We start from the raw sequence: 18,644 nt of genomic DNA, 5'->3' as shown, positions 1-18,644 counted from the left end.
GGGCGTCCGACACGTCGCGGGGAGGGCCGGGTCAGGAGCCCGGCATGCCGCCGATCTTCTCGCCGGCCGGGTACTCGCCGTCGCGGATCTTGGCCCAGAACTCACCGGTCAGGTTCTCGTCCAGCAGCACCGCCGAGGCGCCCGACGGCGTCCGGTAGTTGATCGACGCGATCGGCGGGGTTCCGGTCACGCCGTCGTCGCCGTTGGCGGACCGGAAGGCCAGCCCGAGCCGCGCGATGTCGATGATGCCCGTGTCGGTGTCGGTCACCAGGGCCGAGAGGCCGGCGTCGGCCAGCCCGACCTGGTTGGCCGGGTTGAGCAGGACGGCGGGGTCGGCGACCTTCTTGCCGATCGCACCGATGACCTGCTGCTGCCGCTGCGCGCGGCCGATGTCGCCCGTCGGGTCGGAGTAGCGCATGCGGGAGAACGCCAGCGCGGTCTTGCCGTCCGCGACGTGGCAGCCCTTCTGCCACTTGAGCTTGGACTTCACGTCGTGCACGTCGTAGTCGAGGCACAGCCGCACGCCGCCGACGGCGTCCACCACGCCCTCGACGCCGCCGAAGCCGACCTCCACGTAGTGGTCCACGGTCAGGCCGCTGAGCTGCTCCACGGTCTTGACCAGGAGCGGCGCGCCGCCGTAGGAGTACGCGGCGTTGATCTTGTTGCCACCCGAGCCGTCACCCATCTCCGCGAAGGTGTCGCGCGGGATCGAGATCAGCGCAACGGGGCCCGACCGCGGCTGGTGCAGCAGCATGATCGTGTCCGTGCGGGCGCCGCTCGTGGAGTCGTTGATGCCGCCGCTGCCGCGCGCGTCGGAGCCTGCCAGCAGGTAGGTGGTGCCGGGCGTGTTCTTCGCGCCGGACAGCGCCTCGACGTGCTGGATCTTGCCGTTGGCCCAGATCAGCAGGCCGATCGGCCACGCGAGGATCGCCAGCAGCACGAGCACCGCGATGACGCCGGCCACGCGGCCCTTGCGGATGCGGATGTTGCTGCCCCCCCTGCCACCGCGCCCGCCCGAGGCGAGGGCGCCGGCGGGGTAGTTCCCGCCCCGGCCGTTGCCGCCGGCCGCGGGGCGCGGGGCGCTGCGCATCGGTGTCGGGCGCACGGGCTGGGCGCTCGCCCGGACCGGGCGGCCCGGGGGGATGGCCTGCGGCGGCTGGCCGCCGCCCTGGGGCGCCTGGCGCGGCGGGATCGAGCGCGGCACCTGTCCGGCGGCCTCGCTGCGCGCGGGCATGCCCGACCTACGTGGTGGAACAGGCGGGGGATTCGTTCCCCTGCGATCGCCGGACACCGGTACCTCCCGTGAAGACTGTCGACGGATACGTGGTTCTGAGCGCGCTTCGTCGGAGCCTTCCGGCCGTCCGATGCGGTGGGCGCCACCGACGCCGGGAACCCCGACGCCGGGCGTCTCCGCATTCGCGGGTCCGCCCTGCTGCTGCCTGCTCGACGCGCCCGGCACGATGCGCGGGCGCTCGCCCGTGTCGCCGACCGGGATGGCGTCGTCCGCGCCGGGGCGCCCGCTCACGCCCTGCGGCGTGAAGCTGGGCGGGATCCGGACGCGCGTGACGTCGTCGTCGGCCGATGAGGCCGGACGCTTCGACGTTCTGGGATCTGACATGGGCTCAGCCGCAGACCTTGGTGGTGTCGGCGCCGGTGAAGGCCTCTTCACCGGCCTGCTTGATCTCGGTCGGGGCCGGCGTGGGCTCGGTCGAGGACTCGTCGCCGGCCTCGGCGTCGGTCCCCGTCCCGCTGTCCGCGTCGGTCCCCGTGCCCTCCTCGCCCGTGGTCCCGTCCTCGGTGGCGGACCCCGAGGGGTCTGCCGACGGCTCGTCCGGGTCGTCGGTGAGGGGCTTGTCGTGCTTGACGTTGTCCCACAGCTGTACGGCCTCGTCCGTCCATACGACGTTAGCCGCGTTGTTCGGGTCGTACTCGTTGGGGACGGTCATGAACGTGATCGTGTCAGGCCGCACGTTCCGCATGGAGTAGGCCAACCCGGCGAGTCCGTCGATGCTGGCCAGCTCGTCGTTCATGGTGAGCGAGCCGGTGACCGCCTTGAGGAACTTGAGCGTCTTCGACGGGTTCGTCAGCACGTCCTGGCTCAGCACCTTGCGGGCGAGCGAGGCCATGACCTCCTGCTGCCTGCCGATCCGGCCGAGGTCGGACCCGTCGCCGAGCCCCGGACCCTTGCGGGCCCGGGCGTAGTCGAGGGCCTTCTGCCCCTGGAGGGTGTGGGTGCCGGGGGAGAGCGAGAGGTGGTTCGCCTCCTCGGAGTAGATCTCCTGCTCGACGCAGACGTCGACGCCGCCCACGGCGTCGATCATCGAGGAGAAGCCGGCGAAGTCGACGACGATGAAGCCGTCCATGTAGACGCCGGTGAGCTCCTCGATCGTCTTGACGGCGCACAGGGCGCCGTCGGCGACCTCACCGCCCGCCTGCACGCCCTGCGAGAAGGCCGCGTTGAACTTGGTGCCGTACAGCTCGGCCGTGGTCGCGCCGTCGGTCGTGGTGCAGCTCGGGACGTCCACCGTGGAGTCGCGGGGGATCGAGATCATCTCGATCCGCGACCGGTCGCCCGAGATGTGCATGACGACGGTGGTGTCCGAGCGGGCGCCGATCTCGCCGCCGCCCGCCAGGGCGTCGTTGTCGCCGCTGCGCGAGTCGCTGCCCATCACCACGATGTTCAGCGGGGTGCCGGCGTTCGGGTCCTTGGGGAGCACCTGCTTGGGCCGGTTCGTACCGAGGGCGGCCATGTCGGCGGTCTCGATGTTCCCGGTCAGCTGGGTCACCGCCGTCGCCCCGCCTGCGATCCCGAGGGAGAGGGCGGCGACGACCACCAGTGCCACCACGCGGGACGCGCCGCCCAGGTGTCTCAGCTTCCGGGCATGGGACGGCCCCCGCGAGGGGTCCGTCGCACCTGTGGCGCTGAAGTCGGGAAATGTCACGGTCACCGATCCTAGAGACTGCATGTTGCACGGCGGCGCACCGCCCGGGGGCGGACCGTAGAGGGTTCGTGGAGGAGCGCTGTGGTTCAGCCGATCCGCTCGGCCGAACCGCTCAGTCGATCCGCTCCGTGGAGCGCAGCCGCTCGCGGCGCGCGTCGTCCGCCTCGAGCGCGGCCGCGGTCCCGGCCGAGGTGAGGACCACCGAGCCGCCGCCCGCCCAGACGCCGAGCAGGGTGCGCAGCACGTCGGCCACGGCGCCGCGCCCGTCCACGAGCACCCGCGCGCCGTCGCCGGGCTCCGGCACCAGGCCCTTGTGCCCGACGGCGCCTGCCGCGGTCACCAGCGCGTCCTGGTCCGGGTCGACGTCGGGCACCCAGCCGATCACGTCGCCGTAGGTCATCACGGCCGAGGCGGCGTCGATCGCGCCGGGCGGCAGCTCGCCGTCGTACCGGCGGGCGAGCGCGGCCAGGGAGACGACCACGAGGTCCGCCCCGCCGTCGGCCCAGCGCTCCGGGGTGTCGGTGACGACCACGTCCGGCCCGGCCACGGCGGCGTCGGGCAGGGCCACGGTCGCGCCGGCCCGCCAGGCGGCCAGCGTCCACACCGCGGCGCGCCAGTGCACGGGCAGGTCGACGACGACGGTGGTGCCCGGGGCGGCGTCGAACTCCTCGACGAGCAGGTTGACGGTCTTGCTGGCCCAGTTGGCGAGCACGGCGCCGGAGAGCTCGACCCGTTCGCCGTCGTCGCCGTACCAGGTCAGCCGGGGACGGCCGCCGTCGGCGGCGAGGCGGGCGAGGAGCGAGGCGACGTCGGGCACGGGGCCGCCGCTGCGAGGCGCGATCTGCATGCGGTCAGCCTAGGTCGGAAGTCGCGGGAGCCGGCACGCGGGATCACGCCCGCGGGCCCGGGCGAGCAGGCCGACCGAGAACGTTGCTCCCGGCGTCGGCGTACGTCTAATGACCCGCAGGGCGTTCTCGGCGGCAGGCCGTCGTCGGCTCGCCGGCTTTTGTCGCCGGGCGCGCAGAAGGCCTCTCCGGCGTGTCGACTCGCCGGTGGTTTCGTGACCAGGAAGAGCGGCCTGCGAGTGAGACGTGCGCCGCGACCTGCGGAAGGACTCGTGAATTACCCGTGGAACCCGTGGGCGATAGCACATTTCCGCTTGACGACTCCAGGCGACACGCGTGTAATTCCATGTATGCAGTTTTCGTAGCGAATACGCAACGGGGCCTGAAACTGCAGGTCTGGCCAGTCAGGCTTGATGGGTCGGTGGATCGGCACGATCTCCCGGCCAGGCCTCGGGGCACGGACACGGCATGGAGGGGCACGTCATGTGGAACATGCTGGAATCGGACGTGGAGTTCCCGACCGACGCCAAGAGCGAGGTGGCGCCGGTCGCACCGGTCCTGCCGCTCTTCGGCGAGCTGTATGTGCTGAACGAGCCGGACGACTCCCTGCTCGGCTGGCAGGAGCGTGCCCTGTGCGCGCAGACGGACCCGGAGGCCTTCTTCCCGGAGAAGGGCGGGTCCACCCGGGAGGCCAAGAAGGTCTGCTCGGGGTGCGAGGTGCGGGCGGAGTGCCTGGACTACGCGCTGGAGAACGACGAGCGGTTCGGGATCTGGGGCGGTCTCTCGGAGCGTGAGCGCCGCAAGCTCAAGCGCCGCGCCGTCTGAGCCGGAGGCGTAGCGCAGGGTGAGGGCCGAGGAACGAGGCATCTCGCCCGGAGCGAAGCCGCAGGCTCAGGCGGCAACGAGCAGAGCGTGAGGGAGCCGTTCAGAAGGGTGCGCGCAACCAGCGCACCGTTCGGCGCCCACCCGGCGCGTCTGCGGCGTGTCGGCTCCGACGCGCCGCATGATGTGGAACGAGATGAGCGCTCCACGTACCGACAGCCTGTCGGCTCCCAGCCCGGACCGGGGGTCCCACACGACCCCGGCGGGACCGGTGTGGGCCAAGGTCCCGGCCCAGCCCACCGTGCAACCGCCCGTGGCGGTCACGGTGACCGCCGTCGTGGTCACCCGCGGCAGCAGCCCCTACCTCGCCGCCACGCTCGCCGCGCTGCGCGCCCAGTCGCGCACCCCGGACGACGTGGTCGTGGTCGACGTCGACACCGCCCCTGCGACGTCGGGCCACCAGGACCTGCAGCTCGGCGGCGCCCGGTACGTAGCGGGCGCGGGTGCCCGGACCTTCGGCGACGCGATCCATGCCGCGCTCGCCGCGACCGGCACCCCCGAGCACGGCTGGCTGTGGCTGCTGCACGACGACTCCGCGCCCGCGCCGGGCGCGCTGGCCGCGCTGAGCCGCGCGGTGGAGCACTCGAACGCGGTGGCCGTCGCGGGCGCGAAGCAGCGCCGCTGGGAGGCCGGCCCGGACGGCCTGCCGCTCGACCCCGGTGCGTCCGACCGGGGCGTGCTCCTGGAGGTGGGCCACACGGTCTCGCCGCTCGGCCGCCGCATGACGGGCATCGACGACACCGAGATCGACCAGGGCCAGCACGACTCGCGCGAGGACGTCCTCGCCGTGGGGCTCGCCGGGGCGCTGGTGCGCGCGTCGGTGTGGCGCGAGGTGGGTGGCACCGACCCGGCCTTCGGCCAGTTCGGCGACTCGACCGACTTCTGCCGCCGCGTGCGGCTCGCGGGCCACCGCGTCGTCGTCGTGCCCGACGCCGTGGTGCGGCACGCGCAGGTCGCCCTGCACACCCCCGGCTCGGCCGGCGCCCGCCGGCGCAGCCAGCTCTACCTGCGCCTCACGTCCGTCGCCGGGTGGGTGCTGCCGTTCGCGATGCTCGCCATGGTGGTGTGGGCGCCGTTCGCCGCGAGCTACCGGCTCGCGATGAAGCACCCCGACCGCGCCCGCAACGAGCTGGTCGCACCCCTGTGGGCGGTGTTCCGCCTCGGTCCGCTGCTGCGCGCCCGACGGCGCGCCAAGCGCACGTCGACCGTGCCGCGCGGTGTGCTCCGGCCGCTGCTGGGCACCTGGCGCGAGGTGGCCGCTGAGCGGCGCGACAAGCGGCTCGCCCGCGGCGAGGCCCACCGGGTCGACGAGGCGCCGTCCGAGCTGGAGCAGGCGGAGCTGCAGGTCCTGGCCGTCCGGCGGCGCTCGGCGCTCGCCGTGGTCGTCGTGGCCGCCGTCGGTCTGGCGGCGGCGCTGTTCGGCCCGGGGCTGGGCGCGCTCGCCTCGGGCGGCCGGCTGGTCGGCGGCGCCCTGCTCCCGGCCGGGGGTACGACGGCGACCACGTGGTCGGCCGCGACGTCCGGCTGGGTGCGCGACGGGCTCGGCGCGGCCGCACCGGCCGACCCCCTCCTGTTCGTGCTCTCCGGCCTGTCCGTGCTGGCGGGCGGCACCCTGCAGCACGCCGTGAACGCGCTGCTCCTGCTCGCGCTGCCGCTGGCCGCCGTGGGCGCCTGGGCCGCCGCGGGCACCGTGACGCGCTCCGTGTGGCTGCGGGTGCTCGCCGCGCTCGCCTGGACCGTCGCCCCCGCGTTCCTCGGCTCGCTCGACGGCGGCCTGCTCGGCGCGGTGCTGGTGCACGCCCTGCTGCCGTGGACCGCCGTCGCACTCGTGCGCGCGGTGGGCGCCCAGGCCGTCGACGAGGTCGCGCGGGCCGACGACCTCGCGGACCAGCAGGCGGGCGCGCACAGTGCCCCCGGCGCGCGGACGGCCACCCGGACGAGCACCGGCTCCCTCGGTGCGGCCGGCGCCGGCGGCCTGCTGCTGGCCTGCGTGGTCGCGGGCGCGCCGGTGCTGCTCCCCGCAGCGGTGCTGGTGCTCGCGGGCGCGCTGCTCGTCGCCCCGCGCCGCCGGGTGCACCTCGTGCTGGCCCTGGCGCCCGCCCTCGTGGTCGGCGCGCCGCTGTGGTGGACCGCGCTGCGGGACCGTGACCTGGGCCTCCTGACCGCCGAGCCGCTCGCGGGCTCGGGCGTGCCCGCCCCGGGCGCGGCCTCGGGCCTGGAGCTGCTGCTCGGCCTGCCCGCCGCGCCCGCCGCCTGGTTCGACGTGCCCGGCGACGGGCCCCTGTCGACCGCCGCCCGCGCCGTGGTCGCGGCCGCCCCGTGGGCGCTCGGGGCGCTGGTGGTCGCGCTGGCGCTGGTCGGGCTCGTGGGCGCGCTGCTCGGCATCGGCCGTAGGGACCTCGCGGGCTCCGGCCGGCACGTCGCGACGACGTCGCTGGTCGGCTGGCTGGTCGCTGCCGTGGGCCTCGCCGCCGCGGTGCTCGCCCAGGACGACGGCCGGTGGGCCGGCCCGGGTCTCTCCCTGCTGCTGCTCGGCCTCGGCGCCGCGGCCGTCGCGGGCGCGGGTGTGCTCACCGGGCACGGCGCGGCGCTCAGCGGCTTCCTCGGCTCGACGCGCAGGGTGGTCGCCGTCGGGCTCGTGGTCGCCGCCGTGCTGCTCCCCGCCGCGCAGGCGACGGTGTGGCTGACCGGCTCCGGAACAGTCACGAGCGGCTCCCGGGCCGGGCTGCTGCACGTGACGACCGACCCGGTGGTGCCCGCCGTCGGGCAGCAGATGCAGGCGCCGCCCCGGCAGGCCCGCGTGCTCCAGGCGGACATGGCCGAGGACGGCACCGTCCGGTACGCGCTGCTGCGGGCCGACGGCTCGCAGCTCGCCGACGCCTCCGTCGCGGCGCGGGCCGCCGCGTCGGCGCGCGACGAGGACGCGGACCCTGCCACCGACCCGGCCGCCGCCCTCGACGCGGTGGTCGCCGCGCTCACCTCCGGCACCACCGAGGGGGTGCCGCAGCAGCTCGCGGACCTGGGGATCGGGGCCGTGCAGGTCCGGTCCGGCGGCGCGGTCACGCCCGCCGTCGGCGAGCTCGTGGCCACGCTCGACATGGTGCCCGGCATGAGCCGGGTGACCGAGGGGCAGGCCGTCTCCGTGTGGCGGGTCGCGCCCGCCGAGGACGCGACGCCCGGCTGGGCCCGCATCGAGGAGGACGGCGCCACGCGCCAGGTGCTGCCGTCGGCCGGCACGGTCGTGCGGGCGGACGTCGAGGCCGGTGACGCGGACCGCACCGTCGTGCTGGCGGAGACCGCGGGCCGCGGCTGGTACGCGAGCCTGGACGGCAAGCGGCTCGAGCGGGTGAAGGCGGCCGAGGCGGCCGGGCTGCAGGCCTTCGAGCTCGGCCCCGACGCCGGGCAGCTCGTGGTCCGCTACGAGGCACCGCACCGCACGGCCTGGCTCGTGCTGACGACGTTCACACTGGTGGTCTTCGCCCTGCTGGCGCTGCCGGTGGGCCGCAGGAGGGGTCGATGAAGCGCAAGAACCTCACGGTCCCGTCCTCGGTGCGCCGCGCGGCGGCCGCCGTGGGCGGCCTGCTGTGCGCGACGGCGGTCGCCGCCCTCGCCACGACGGGCACGATCACGCCCGGAGCCGCCCGGGACGGCGGCCCGTCCGTCGACGACGCGCGCACCGTGCCCGTGGCGGCGGCCGGGACGGGGCTGGTCTGCCCCGCGCCGGCCGTGCTGGAGCAGCCGGACGCCGGCGACGACGAGTTCAGCGCGACGCCGGTCGAGACCACCACGTCGCTGACGGCGGCCGTGCTCGACCCGGCGGCCGGCGAGCAGCCGCTCGTCACCACGCTCGGCGGCGAGCCGGAGGGGGACCTGACGGGCGCGCTGGAGCAGGGGAGCGCGGCCGCGGTGCGCACGGGCACGCCGCCCGACGCGCGCGTGCTGCGGCTGACGCCGTCGGCCGCGACGTACGCGGCCGCGACCGTCGCGTCCCTGACCACCGAGGGCGACCTGCGCGGCCTGGTCGCCGGGCCGTGCGCCGAGCCCGCGGTCGAGCACTGGCTCGTGGGCGGCAGCACCTCGGTGGGCTCCAGCGGCCGCCTGGTGCTGCAGAACCCGGGCCGCACGCCCGCGACCGTGACGCTCCAGGCCTGGGGCGCCTCCGGGCCCGTCGTGCTCGGGAGCCAGTCGCTCGTCGTGGTGCCGCCGGGCGAGCAGGTCGTCACCATGCTGGAGGCCGTCGCGCCCGACCAGAACCGTCTCGCGCTGCACGTCACCGCCGAGGGCGGCCGCGTCGGAGCGTACGTGCAGCACCACCGGATCGACGGCCTGGTGCCCGCGGGCGCCGACCTCGTCGTGGGCGGGGGAGCGCCCGCCCGGACCACCGCGGTGTCGGGCGTGGTCAGCACCGGGGAGGCCGTGGACGACCCGCACGCCCCGCGGCTCGACGTCCTCGCGCCGGGGGAGCAGGGCGGCACGGCCCGGCTCGCGGTGCTCGGCCCCGACGGGCCGGTCCGGCTGCGCGGTGGCGAGGAGCTGCCGCTCGAACCGGGGCAGGTGACCACGCTGCCGCTGGGCGGCCTGCCCGAGGGCACCTACACGGTGGTGGTGGACGCCGACGTGCCGGTCGTGGCCGGCGCGGCCCTGGACCGCAAGGGCAAGGCCGCTCGGGACGCGGTGATCGACGACGACCCCTACGACCGGGCCTGGCTGGCCGGCCAGGCGGTACCCGCCACGGGCGGCGTGGGCGACGGCGCGGTCGCCGTGCCGGGGGACACCTCCTACGACGTGACGCTGAGCGGTGTGCCCGGCGAGCGCGACCCGGACCGGATCGACGACGCCACGGGCAGCACCGAGGTGACACTGCGTGGCGTCGGGCCGGACGGCGCCGAGGCCTGGACGCACGAGGTCGACGTGCCCGCCGGGCAGACCGTCGAGGTGTCCTGGTCCGAGCTCGAGGAGCTGGGCGACGCCGTGGCCGTGGTGGCCGAGCAGTCCGCCGACGAGCCCGAGGTGGTGTGGTCGGTGCGGATGGCCGACTCCGACGACGAGTCGCTGTTCTCCGTGCTCGCGCCGACGCCGCCGCTCGCGGCGGACGGCGACGTGCGCGTGCGCAGGGTCGACGCGGCGGGCTGACCCCGCCCCGGGCTAGGAGCGCTCGCCGAAGTTCGGGTCGATCTCCTCCGGCGTGCGTGCCAGCAGGTGCGCCACCTGCTCCACGACGACGTCGCGCACCAGGTCGGCGAGGTCCTCCAGGTCGACGGCGCGCACCTCGACAGGGCGGCGGTAGACCACCACCCGTCCGGGGCGCCCCGCCTCGGCGGGGAAGAACCGGCCGAGCAGCACCCCGCCGTCCTCCCACGGCGCGGGGTCGGACGGTGGCACGTCCTCCACCGCGAACTCCGTGCCGTGCAGGTGTGCGGCCCAGGTGCGGTCGAGGTCCTCGACCACGTCGAGCACGAGGTCGTCGAACCGCTGCGCGCGCGTGCGGTGCGCGGGCGTGCCCGGCGGGAACATGGGGCCGCGCAGCCCCCGGCCGCGACGGTCGCGGCGCCGGGGCCCGGCGTCCTGACCCGCCTCGCCGGGGTCGCCGGGACGGGCGGCCGCCAGCCGGAGCAGGTCGGCCTGCGACGCCTTGGGGATGCCGGACGGGTTACCGGGTGCGGCGGCCGAACCGGTGCCCGGCTGGCTGCCGGGCTGGCCGCTGCCGGAGGAGCCGCTGGCGGGTCCGGAGCCCCGGCCCGACCGCCGGTTCCGGCCACGAGGAGAAAACGGAGGCACCTACTGACGATACGTCGGATCGGGGGCCTTATCGGTCACCCGCCGCCCGCGCCGCGCGAGTTCGGCAACCTCGTCCCCCTATCCTGTGACCGTGCGCGACGATCCCGCGGAGGCGGCGTACCGCAGAGCCCTGGCCCTGGTCACCGCGCTCGTCACCCTCGTGGGCGGGCTCTGGGCGGTGCTCACCCCGGCGTTCCGCGCCCCCGACGAGCCGCAGCACGTGAACAGCGTGCTCCGGCTCGCGTACGGCGGCGGCTGGCCGGGCGCCGGCGAGGCCCTGGTGGGCCCCGCCGTCGACGCGGCCCGGGAGCAGGCGGCGCTCGCGACCGACGTCCCCGGGCGGCACCTCGACCGCGAGGGCATCCCCCCGTTCGTCGACGCCGTGCCCACCCCCGACGCCGAGCGTGGCACGGTGACCGGCGCGAACGCCCTGGCCGAACGGCTGCCGCCGGGGACCAGCACGCGACACCTCGACCCCGAGGCCGTCGACCAGATGACCCAGCACCCGCCCCTGTACTACGCGGTCGCGGCGGGGTACCTGCACGTCACCGGCCTGGCCGAGGCGCGGTGGGACCACCAGCTGCTCGGGCTGCGGCTGTTCGACGTCGCGCTGCTCGTGCCCCTGCCGCTGCTCGCGGCGGCGGCCGTGCGGCGGCTGGGCCGGTCGCGGCCGGCGGCGCTGGTGGCGGCGTCGTTCACGCTGTTCGTGCCGCAGGCCGGGCACATCCTGGGCAGCGTCACCAACGACGCGCTCGTCATGCTCAGCGGCACGGTGACCGCCTACCTCTGCGTGCGCGTGGTCACGGGCGACCTGCGGCCGCGGACGGCCGCGGCGCTCGGCGCGGCGGTGGGCGTCGGGCTGCTCACCAAGGTCATGGCGGCCTTCGCGCTGCCCGTGGTCCTGGCGGCCTACCTGCTGGCGGCCGGCCCGCGGGGCCGGCGCGTGGGCGGCGCGGCGCTCGCGGGCGGCGTGGCGTTCGCCGTCGGCGGCTGGTGGTGGCTGCGCAACCTGCTGGTGCTGGGCACGGTGCAGCCGGTGGGCATCCCGGACCGGTTCCTGGACGACGAGCCCCGCGGCCTCTGGTACTTCCTGCGGGTCGTCGTCACCGGCCTGACCCGGTCGTTCTTCGGCAACTTCGGCTGGCTGGAGATCCGCCTGCCCGACGCCGTCTTCTGGTCCGCCGCCGTGGTCGTGGCCGTGCTGTGCGCGGTGGCGGTGGCGCGCGGGCCCGCGCGGCGCGCCACCGCCGTGCTCCTGCTGCAGCCCGCGGCCCTGTGGTGCGCCGTGCTGGTCAACGCCTGGCCCGACTACGCGGCCCACGGCTGGATCTCCGCCATCCAGGGCCGGTACCTGTTCGCCGGGCTCCTGGCGCTGAGCGCCGGGACCGCGCTGGGCCTGGTCACCCTGCTCGGCCCGGGGCTGCGCCGGGCGACGCCATGGCTGGTCGGTGCCGCCGGCCTGGCCGCCGCGAGCGGCCTCGCCCACGGGTTCCACGGTTTCTACCAGGGACCGGGCGAGTCAGTGGCCGACGCCGCGGCCCGCTGGGCCGGCTGGAGCCCGCTGACCGGACCTCAGCTCGCAGCGGCCGGTGTCGTGGTCGTGGCCGCCGGCGTGGCCGCGGTGCTGGCGACCGCCCGGTTCGCGGGCGCGGAGGCAGCCGCGACCGCGCGGAGCGCGAGCACCGCCGAGGTCGCCACGGCGGCCGCGGCGAGCGCGCCCACGACCGCGGCCGGCAGCGGCAGCTCGGAGTAGTACCCGGCCGGCGCGGGGCCGGCCAGCTCGACGGACAGCCAGACCGCGAGGTCGAGCAGGGTCAGCGCGGTCCAGGCCGGCACGAGCAGCCGGGGGCGTACCGCGAGCCCCGCGGCGATCGCGAGGCACAGCGGCAGGGACACCACGAGCAGGTACCGCGGGTAGACGCCGCCGCTGCTGGCGGCGTACCCGACCTGCACCGACACCGAGGCCAGGACGGCGACGAACGGCAGGGCCCGCAGCAGCAGCCGGTCGGTCCGGTGGGCCGCGCCGTCGCCGGGGCGGGCCGACGACGCCTGGGCCCCTGCTCCCGGGGCCGCTCCCCGGGCGCCCGCCCGCCGGCGTCGGATCGCGACGACCAGGGCGATCACCAGCGGGGTCCACACGAGCAGCACGGCGGTGACCGCGAGCGTGGTGACCGTCAGGGCGGTGTTGGGAGGCAGGCGGCCGGCCCACCAGAACAGGTCGGGCAGCCGGGTCCAGGTCACGGGGTCGGCGAGCACCGCCCACACGGGCCGCTCCTGCCGGTTCTGGTTGGCCAGCGCCCAGTCGAAGTGCGACCCGGTGAGGTTGCCGGTCAGCTCCAGGTTGCGCAGGTAGAACCAGCCGCTGGTGACCAGCACGGCGCCGGGTCCGGCCGCCGCCAGCGCGGCGACGTGCGCCCACCGCTCGCGGCCCTGGGCGGCCCGGACCGCCCCGGCGAGCAGCGCCATCCCCGCGACCACGGCGGCGATGAGCGCGGCGGACAGCCGGGTCAGGGCGCAGGCCGCGGCGACCAGCGACACGAGGGCGACGAGGCGCGCGTCGAGGCCGCGCCGCACCACGGTGCCGGCCAGCCCGAACAGCACCGTGACGCCCGTGGCGGCGAGCAGGTCGTTGTACGCGCCGCCGCCCACGTGCGCCGCGGCGGCCATGGCCCCCGCCAGGAACGCGACGAGCGGCGGCAGCGTGCTGCCCGGCCGGGTCAGGCGCCGCGCGCTCCACCACACGGCGAGCACGAAGACCCCGCTGAGCAGCACGTTCACCCCGCGCGCGGCGTAGACGGCGGCGACCGGGTGGCCGGCGTCCGCCAGGGGGCCCACGAGCGGGGCGACCAGCAGGTAGTACAGCGGCGGGTGCTGGGCGGTCCACTGCACGGGGGCGAGCCAGGCGCCGTCGGGCCGCAGCTCCAGCCCGTCCTCGAAGACCGGCAGCTCGCCGTGCCACACCTGGTACGCGTAGTCGACGTGCGGCGGCTCGTCGCCGGTCGCGTACGGGGCGTCGGCGAGCGCGACCGTCAGCGACAGCAGCATGCCGCAGAGCACCGCGACCAGGACCGCCCGGCGCTCGGCGAGCGCGGCGGTGCCGGGGCGGCCCCGGGCGACGAACCAGGCCCGCAGGCGCGGGGGCAACGGGCGCGGCCGCAGCAGGCGGGTCATGCGGCCAGCACCGGGTGGGCGTCGGTCCCCGCCATCCCGGCGGCCCGGCCCGGCGGCGCGGACCCGCGTGCGGTCCGGGCGAGCGAGACCGCCACCGCGGCGGCGAGCACCAGCCCGGCGGCCACCACCGCGACCAGCACGACGGCGGGGAAGGCGTACCAGTGGCCGACGGCGGCCACGGCGCGGGCGAGCGCGTCCGGCCCGCCGTCCGCGGGCCACCAGTACAGCCGCCACACGTCGTACTGGAAGGCCAGGTGCATGCCCCCGGCGAGCCCGAGCAGGGCGAGCGGGACGGCCCGCCGCCAGGCGGGCCGCAGCACGGCGGCGCCGGCGACCGCGACGACGAGCAGGCCGACCAGGCCGGTGTACAGGTAGCGCCCCTGCTGCGCGGCGCCGGTGTCGCCGAACGCCGCGAACTGCTCCCACGACCCGCGGGCCACGATCCCGGCCAGAGCCGGCACGGGGAACAGCAGCACGAGCCCGTGGGGCCGGGGGAGCGGGCGGCGCACCAGCGCGGCGGCGAGCCCGGCGAGGAGGACGACGAGCGCGACGCGCGCCATCCACCACGACGCGTCGTGGTCCCGGGCCGCCGTGTGGTCCTGGACGAAGAAGAGCGTGACCATGCGCTCGGCGAACCGCGCGAGCCAGGACAGACCGCCGTCGGCCCACCCGTGGACCGGGGTGAGGTCGGGCGGGGCGGCGTGCGTGCCGTGCGGCTGGAGCATCCCGTGGACCACCACGTTGCGCACCCACCACGTCAGGCCGGGCAGGGTGGCCGCGACGACCACGAGCAGCGACGTCGCGGCGGACCGCAGGCGCTCGCGGTGCCGCCACGCGACGACGCCGTAGGCCAGGAGGATCCACGCCGGGAACATGAGCGCGAAGCCCTTGGTGAGCAGCGCGAGCGTGGAGACCAGCCCGAGCAGCAGCCCCGTGCGGCGGCTCAGGTCGCCCGTCAGGACCCGGGCCACGAGCAGCGTGGCGCACGCGCCGAGGATCACCAGCAGGTTGTCGTTGTTCACCGCGGACTCCAGGTGCGTCAGCTCGGGGACGGCGAGCGGGGCGACGGCCGCCGCGACCGGCAGCGGGTCCGGCAGCCGCAGCCGGCGGGCCGTGGCGAACAGGAGCAGCGGCAGCGGCAGCGCGAGCAGCGCGTTCCACCAGCGCAGCAGCAGCCAGACCTGGTCCAGCGGGGCGTCCGCCCAGCCGGGCACCAGGGCGACGACGCCCGCGCCCAGCAGGTAGTACAGCGGCGGGTGCTGCACGAGCTGGTTGAACACCGGGTCCAGGTGCCCGTCGGGCCCCTCGGCCGTCAGCGTCGCGGTGCTGCCGGCCGCCCGGTACGACGGCCGCTCGCCGCGGGGCGGCACGTCGTCGCGGTCTGCCAGGTGCTGCGGGCCGTAGAGGCTGTCCGCGCCGACGAAGCCGCCCGCCGTCACGCCCTGGGTCACGTAGGTGGTGCCGGGTCCGGGCCACGGCCAGGCGTCGCCCTGCCGCACCTGGAACACGAGGTCCACGTGCTGGCGCTCGTCGGGCGAGCGGACGTTGGGGAAGACGGAGGTCTGCGTGAGCATGACCGCCAGGTGCAGCAGCACGATCAGCCACACGACGGCGGGGACCGTGCGGGGTCGGGACACGCGTGCAGGGTAGCCACGGCAGGTTGACGCCCCGGGGCGCCGTGGTCACGGCCGGGTAACAGTCATTGCATGGCACGCAGTGTTCATGCCCTGGTCATGTACCGCTCGTACGCTCGTGAAGCCAGTCACCGCTCCTTGGAACACTGCTCATCGAAAGCACAGGCCATGAAGCTGTTCGTGCAGATTCCCTGCTTGAACGAGGAAGAGACGCTTCCTCTCGTGCTTGCCACGATCCCCCGCAGCATCCCGGGGATCGACGAGATCGAGATCCTGGTCGTCGACGACGGGTCCACGGACCGCACCGTCGAGGTCGCGCGCCGGCTCGGCGTGCGCCACTTCGTGCACCACACCCGGAACATGGGGCTCGCCCGGTCGTTCCGGGACGGCGTGGACTACGCGCTGCGGCACGGCGCGGACATCGTGGTGAACACCGACGGCGACAACCAGTACCCGCAGGAACGGATCGGCGACCTGGTGCTGCCCGTTGTGCTCGGCAACGCCGACATCGTGATCGCCGACCGGCAGACCGCCACCATCGAGCACTTCTCCCCGCTGAAGAAGACCCTGCAGCAGGTGGGCAGCGCCGTGGTGAACTTCGCCGCCGGGACCGACCTGCCCGACGCCGCGAGCGGGTTCCGCGCCTACTCGCGCTCGGCGCTGCTGCGCCTGAACGTCGTCACGCAGTTCAGCTACTGCATGGAGACGATCATCCAGGCCGGGCACAAGCGGATGCGGATCCAGAGCCTGCCCGTCACGACCAACCCCAAGACGCGCGAGTCGCGGCTGTTCAGCAGCATGTGGCAGCACATCGCCAAGTCGGGTCAGGCGATCAGCCGGTCCTACGTCATGTTCAAGCCGCACACGGTGTTCGTCACGCTCGGGCTCCTGTTCGCGCTCGGCGCGCTGGTGCCGTTCGGCCGGTACGCGGTGCTCCTCGCCACGGGCACCGCCGGGCAGCACCTGCAGTCCATCGTGCTCGGGGCGACGTCGCTGGTGGGGGCGCTGCTCAGCTTCGCCCTGCTCGTGCTGGCCGACCTCCAGCGCACCAACCGGGTGCTGCTCGAGGAGACGCTGGAGCGCCTCAAGGAGGTGCAGTACGGCACGACCACGGGCCCGGTCGCGGCGGGCGCGCCCCGGAACCGCGCGGCGTCGGTCGAACGGACCGCCAAGCCGTCCGCGGCCCCGGGCCGGCCCGCCGGGTCCGGCCGCGCGGACGTCCCGGCGGCCGTGTAGTGATCACCTTCGGCACGTACGACGCCGCACGCCACCCCCGCACCGCCGTCCTGGTCGCCGGGCTGCGTGCCCACGGCGTCAAGGTCACCGAGCTCAACCGCCCCCTCGGGTTCTCCACCGCCGAACGCGTGCGGATGCTGCAGCAGCCGTGGCGGCTGCCCGTCCTGGCGGTCCGCCTGCTGCGCTGCTGGGCGGGCCTGACGGCCGACACCCTGCGGCTGCGCCGCGCGGAGGGCCGGCCCCGGGCGGTGCTCGTCGGGTACCTCGGCCACTTCGACGTGCTCCTGGCCCGCCTGCTGCACCCCCGGGCCGTGGTCGTGCTCGACCACCTCGTCTTCGCCGGCGACACCGCCGCCGACCGCGGTGCCACCGGGCTGCGCGTCCGGCTGCTGAACGGCCTGGACCGGCTCGCGACCGCCTGCGCCGACGTCGTGGTCACCGACACCGAGGAGCACCGGCAGATGCTCCCCGACCCCCGCAAGGGCGTCGTCGTGCTGGTCGGCGCACCGGACGACTGGCGGGCCCCGTTGGTCGAGAACCGGACCTCGCAGGTCGAGACCCGGCCCTCGCTGGTCGAGCCTGTCGAGACCCCCGCACCCACCACCCCGCTGTCCGTCGTCTTCTTCGGCCTGTACACCCCGCTCCAGGGCGCCCCCGTCATCGCCGAGGCCGTGCGCGACGCCGTCGCCGCGGGCGCACCCCTGCGCGTGACTCTCGTCGGCACCGGCCAGGACCTGGCCCGCACCCGCGAGACCCTCGCCGGCACCCCGGGCGTGACCTGGCACGACTGGGTCGAGCCCGGCGAGCTGCCCGCCCTGGTCGCCGGCCACGACGTCTGCCTCGGCATCTTCAGCGACACCCCCAAGGGCCTGCGGGTCGTGCCGAACAAGGTGTACCAGGGGCTCGCCGCCGGCTGCGTCGTCGTCACCTCCGACACCCCGCCCCAGCGCCGCACGCTCGGCGAGAGCCTCGAGCTCGTCCCGCCCGCCGACGCCGCGGCGCTCGCGGCCCGGCTGACCGAGCTCACCGACCCCGCCGCGCTGGCCGCCGCACAGGAGCGCGCCTCCGAAGGCCGCGACCGGATCCGGCCCCAGGCGGTCACCGAGCCGCTGGCGGCCGAGCTGCGCCGTCGGGACGTCCGGTGAGCGCGTCCCGCTCCCTGCCGTCCCGCGTGCTCTCGGTGCTCCGGTCGCCCTGGGTGCGCTGGGGCTTCCTCGTCGTCGCGCTGGGTCTCGCGCTCTGGTACGTGCTGGCCCACCGGGAGGCGCTGGCGCAGGCCGCGGCCGGGCTGTCCGCGGCCGAGGTGGCTCTCGTCGTCGTGCTCGGCGTCCTGTACGTGTGGTGCACGCTGCTGGCGTGGCGCGCGATCCTGGCCGACCTGGGCTCGCCGTTGCCGTTGCGGGGCGCCGTGGCGGTGTTCGGCATCAGCCAGCTCGGCAAGTACGTGCCGGGCGGCGTGTGGAACGTCGTGGCCGCCGCCGAGGTGGGCGCCGGGCACGGGGTGCCGCGCCGCAGGTCGGCGGCCTCCATGCTGGTGGCGGTCGCCGTCTCGGTGGCCTCGGGAGCGGCGGTGGGCGCGGTGGCGCTGCCGTTCGTCTCCGCCGGGGCGCTGGGCGCGTGGTCGTGGGTGGTGTGGGCCGCGCCCGTGGTGGTGCTGGTCCTCGCGCCGCCCGTGCTCAACCGCCTGATCGGGCTGGCGCTGCGGGCGACCCGGCGCGACGCGCTGGAGCACCCGATGACGTGGGGCGGCCTGGGCCGCGCCGCCGCGTGGTCGGTGGCGGGCTGGCTCGTGGCCGGACTCCAGCTCTGGGTGCTCTGTGCCGGCCTGGGCCTCCCGCTGACCGCCCGGACGTTCGCCCTGGCGACCGGCGGCTGGGCGCTCGCCTGGACCGCCGGGTTCCTGTTCGTCCTCGCGCCGGCGGGCGCCGGCGTGCGCGAGGTCGTGCTCGCGGCGGTGCTCGCCGGGTCGCTCGCGGGCCCGTCCGCGGGGCTCGCGGTGCTGGTCAGCCGGGTGGTCCTGACGGTGGTCGACCTCGCGTTCGCGGGTGCCGGACTGCTGCTCGCCCGGTCCGCGGGGCGAATTCGTGCCGGATCCCCGCCGTTACGCCCGTGAATGCCCGGCGTGTTCGGCACGTCCTACCCGGTCAGCGGCGTAG

The 18,644-nt window shown here is 75.9% G+C and carries 12 protein-coding genes; 7 read left to right on the top strand and 5 right to left on the bottom strand.

Going from position 1 to position 18,644, the window contains the following annotated elements; all coding sequences use genetic code 11:
* Positions 1–31 precede the first annotated feature (31 nt).
* The 3 genes from H291_RS31610 to H291_RS0124820 all read right to left on the bottom strand — a co-directional run bounded on the left by H291_RS31610 (position 32) and on the right by H291_RS0124820 (position 3,789).
* Complete coding sequence (locus H291_RS31610; RefSeq protein WP_020017738.1) at positions 32–1,234, bottom strand: LCP family protein; 1,203 nt, start codon at positions 1,232–1,234, stop codon at positions 32–34.
* A 388-nt stretch (positions 1,235–1,622) separates the two neighbouring features.
* Complete coding sequence (locus H291_RS0124825; protein ID WP_232216172.1) at positions 1,623–2,942, bottom strand: LCP family protein; 1,320 nt, start codon at positions 2,940–2,942, stop codon at positions 1,623–1,625.
* Positions 2,943–3,054: 112 nt separating this feature from the next.
* Positions 3,055–3,789, bottom strand: coding sequence for a TIGR03089 family protein (locus H291_RS0124820; protein ID WP_020017736.1), 735 nt, complete (start codon positions 3,787–3,789; stop codon positions 3,055–3,057).
* Positions 3,790–4,270: 481 nt separating this feature from the next.
* On the opposite strand from H291_RS0124820, the gene H291_RS31605 reads away from it, so the two are divergent.
* From H291_RS31605 to H291_RS0124805, 3 genes are all read left to right on the top strand, one after another.
* Positions 4,271–4,612, top strand: coding sequence for a WhiB family transcriptional regulator (locus H291_RS31605; protein WP_033327987.1), 342 nt, complete (start codon positions 4,271–4,273; stop codon positions 4,610–4,612).
* Positions 4,613–4,805: 193 nt separating this feature from the next.
* Positions 4,806–8,189, top strand: a complete 3,384-nt coding sequence (locus tag H291_RS31600) for a glycosyltransferase family 2 protein (RefSeq protein WP_084468429.1) — start codon at positions 4,806–4,808, stop codon at positions 8,187–8,189.
* Positions 8,186–9,802: a DUF5719 family protein gene (locus H291_RS0124805; protein ID WP_020017733.1), complete on the top strand. Its 1,617-nt coding sequence runs from the start codon at positions 8,186–8,188 to the stop codon at positions 9,800–9,802. Before H291_RS31600 ends, H291_RS0124805 begins: the two co-directional genes overlap by 4 nt.
* Positions 9,803–9,814: 12 nt before the next feature.
* Here H291_RS0124805 and H291_RS34885 read toward each other — a convergent pair whose 3' ends face one another.
* A complete protein-coding gene (locus H291_RS34885) occupies positions 9,815–10,447 on the bottom strand; it encodes a metallopeptidase family protein (protein WP_020017732.1) in 633 nt (210 codons plus the stop codon).
* Positions 10,448–10,538: 91 nt separating this feature from the next.
* On the opposite strand from H291_RS34885, the gene H291_RS31590 reads away from it, so the two are divergent.
* The gene (locus H291_RS31590; protein ID WP_232216171.1) at positions 10,539–12,200 is read left to right on the top strand and encodes a DUF2142 domain-containing protein; all 1,662 of its coding nucleotides are present in this window, start codon (positions 10,539–10,541) and stop codon (positions 12,198–12,200) included.
* Between the two features lie 1,414 nt (positions 12,201–13,614).
* Here H291_RS31590 and H291_RS0124785 read toward each other — a convergent pair.
* Entirely contained in the window at positions 13,615–15,255 is a 1,641-nt protein-coding gene (locus H291_RS0124785; protein WP_157237321.1) for a glycosyltransferase family 39 protein, read from the bottom strand.
* Positions 15,256–15,420: 165 nt separating this feature from the next.
* On the opposite strand from H291_RS0124785, the gene H291_RS31585 reads away from it, so the two are divergent.
* From H291_RS31585 to H291_RS0124770, 3 genes are read left to right on the top strand one after another with little or no spacing between them, the layout of a single operon-like run.
* A complete protein-coding gene (locus tag H291_RS31585; protein WP_051109629.1) occupies positions 15,421–16,488 on the top strand; it encodes a glycosyltransferase family 2 protein in 1,068 nt (355 codons plus the stop codon).
* Positions 16,488–17,633 carry a glycosyltransferase gene (locus H291_RS0124775; RefSeq protein ID WP_020017726.1) on the top strand — a complete coding sequence of 382 codons (1,146 nt, stop codon included), beginning with the start codon at positions 16,488–16,490 and terminating at the stop codon, positions 17,631–17,633. The genes H291_RS31585 and H291_RS0124775 overlap by 1 nt, the downstream gene beginning before the upstream one ends.
* Positions 17,630–18,601 carry a lysylphosphatidylglycerol synthase domain-containing protein gene (locus H291_RS0124770; protein WP_020017725.1) on the top strand — a complete coding sequence of 324 codons (972 nt, stop codon included), beginning with the start codon at positions 17,630–17,632 and terminating at the stop codon, positions 18,599–18,601. Before H291_RS0124775 ends, H291_RS0124770 begins: the two co-directional genes overlap by 4 nt.
* Positions 18,602–18,644: the final 43 nt, after the last annotated feature.

The sequence above is a fragment of the Promicromonospora sukumoe 327MFSha3.1 genome (genome assembly GCF_000385135.1).
In the GTDB taxonomy this organism is placed as follows: Bacteria; Actinomycetota; Actinomycetes; order Actinomycetales; family Cellulomonadaceae; genus Promicromonospora; species Promicromonospora sukumoe_B.
Note: the sequence above shows the minus strand (reverse complement) of the source record. Positions and strands in the feature narration are given on the sequence as shown.

What these genes read in the sequence shown, in the direction of transcription:
- H291_RS31610 (WP_020017738.1), bottom strand. Translation starts at nt 1,234, where the DNA reads ATGCCCGCGCGCAGCGAGGCCGCCGGACAGGTGCCGCGCTCGATCCCG.
- H291_RS0124820 (WP_020017736.1), bottom strand. Translation starts at nt 3,789, where the DNA reads ATGCAGATCGCGCCTCGCAGCGGCGGCCCCGTGCCCGACGTCGCCTCG.
- H291_RS31605 (WP_033327987.1), top strand. Translation starts at nt 4,271, where the DNA reads ATGTGGAACATGCTGGAATCGGACGTGGAGTTCCCGACCGACGCCAAG.
- H291_RS31600 (WP_084468429.1), top strand. Translation starts at nt 4,806, where the DNA reads ATGAGCGCTCCACGTACCGACAGCCTGTCGGCTCCCAGCCCGGACCGG.
- H291_RS0124805 (WP_020017733.1), top strand. Translation starts at nt 8,186, where the DNA reads ATGAAGCGCAAGAACCTCACGGTCCCGTCCTCGGTGCGCCGCGCGGCG.
- H291_RS31585 (WP_051109629.1), top strand. Translation starts at nt 15,421, where the DNA reads ATGAAGCTGTTCGTGCAGATTCCCTGCTTGAACGAGGAAGAGACGCTT.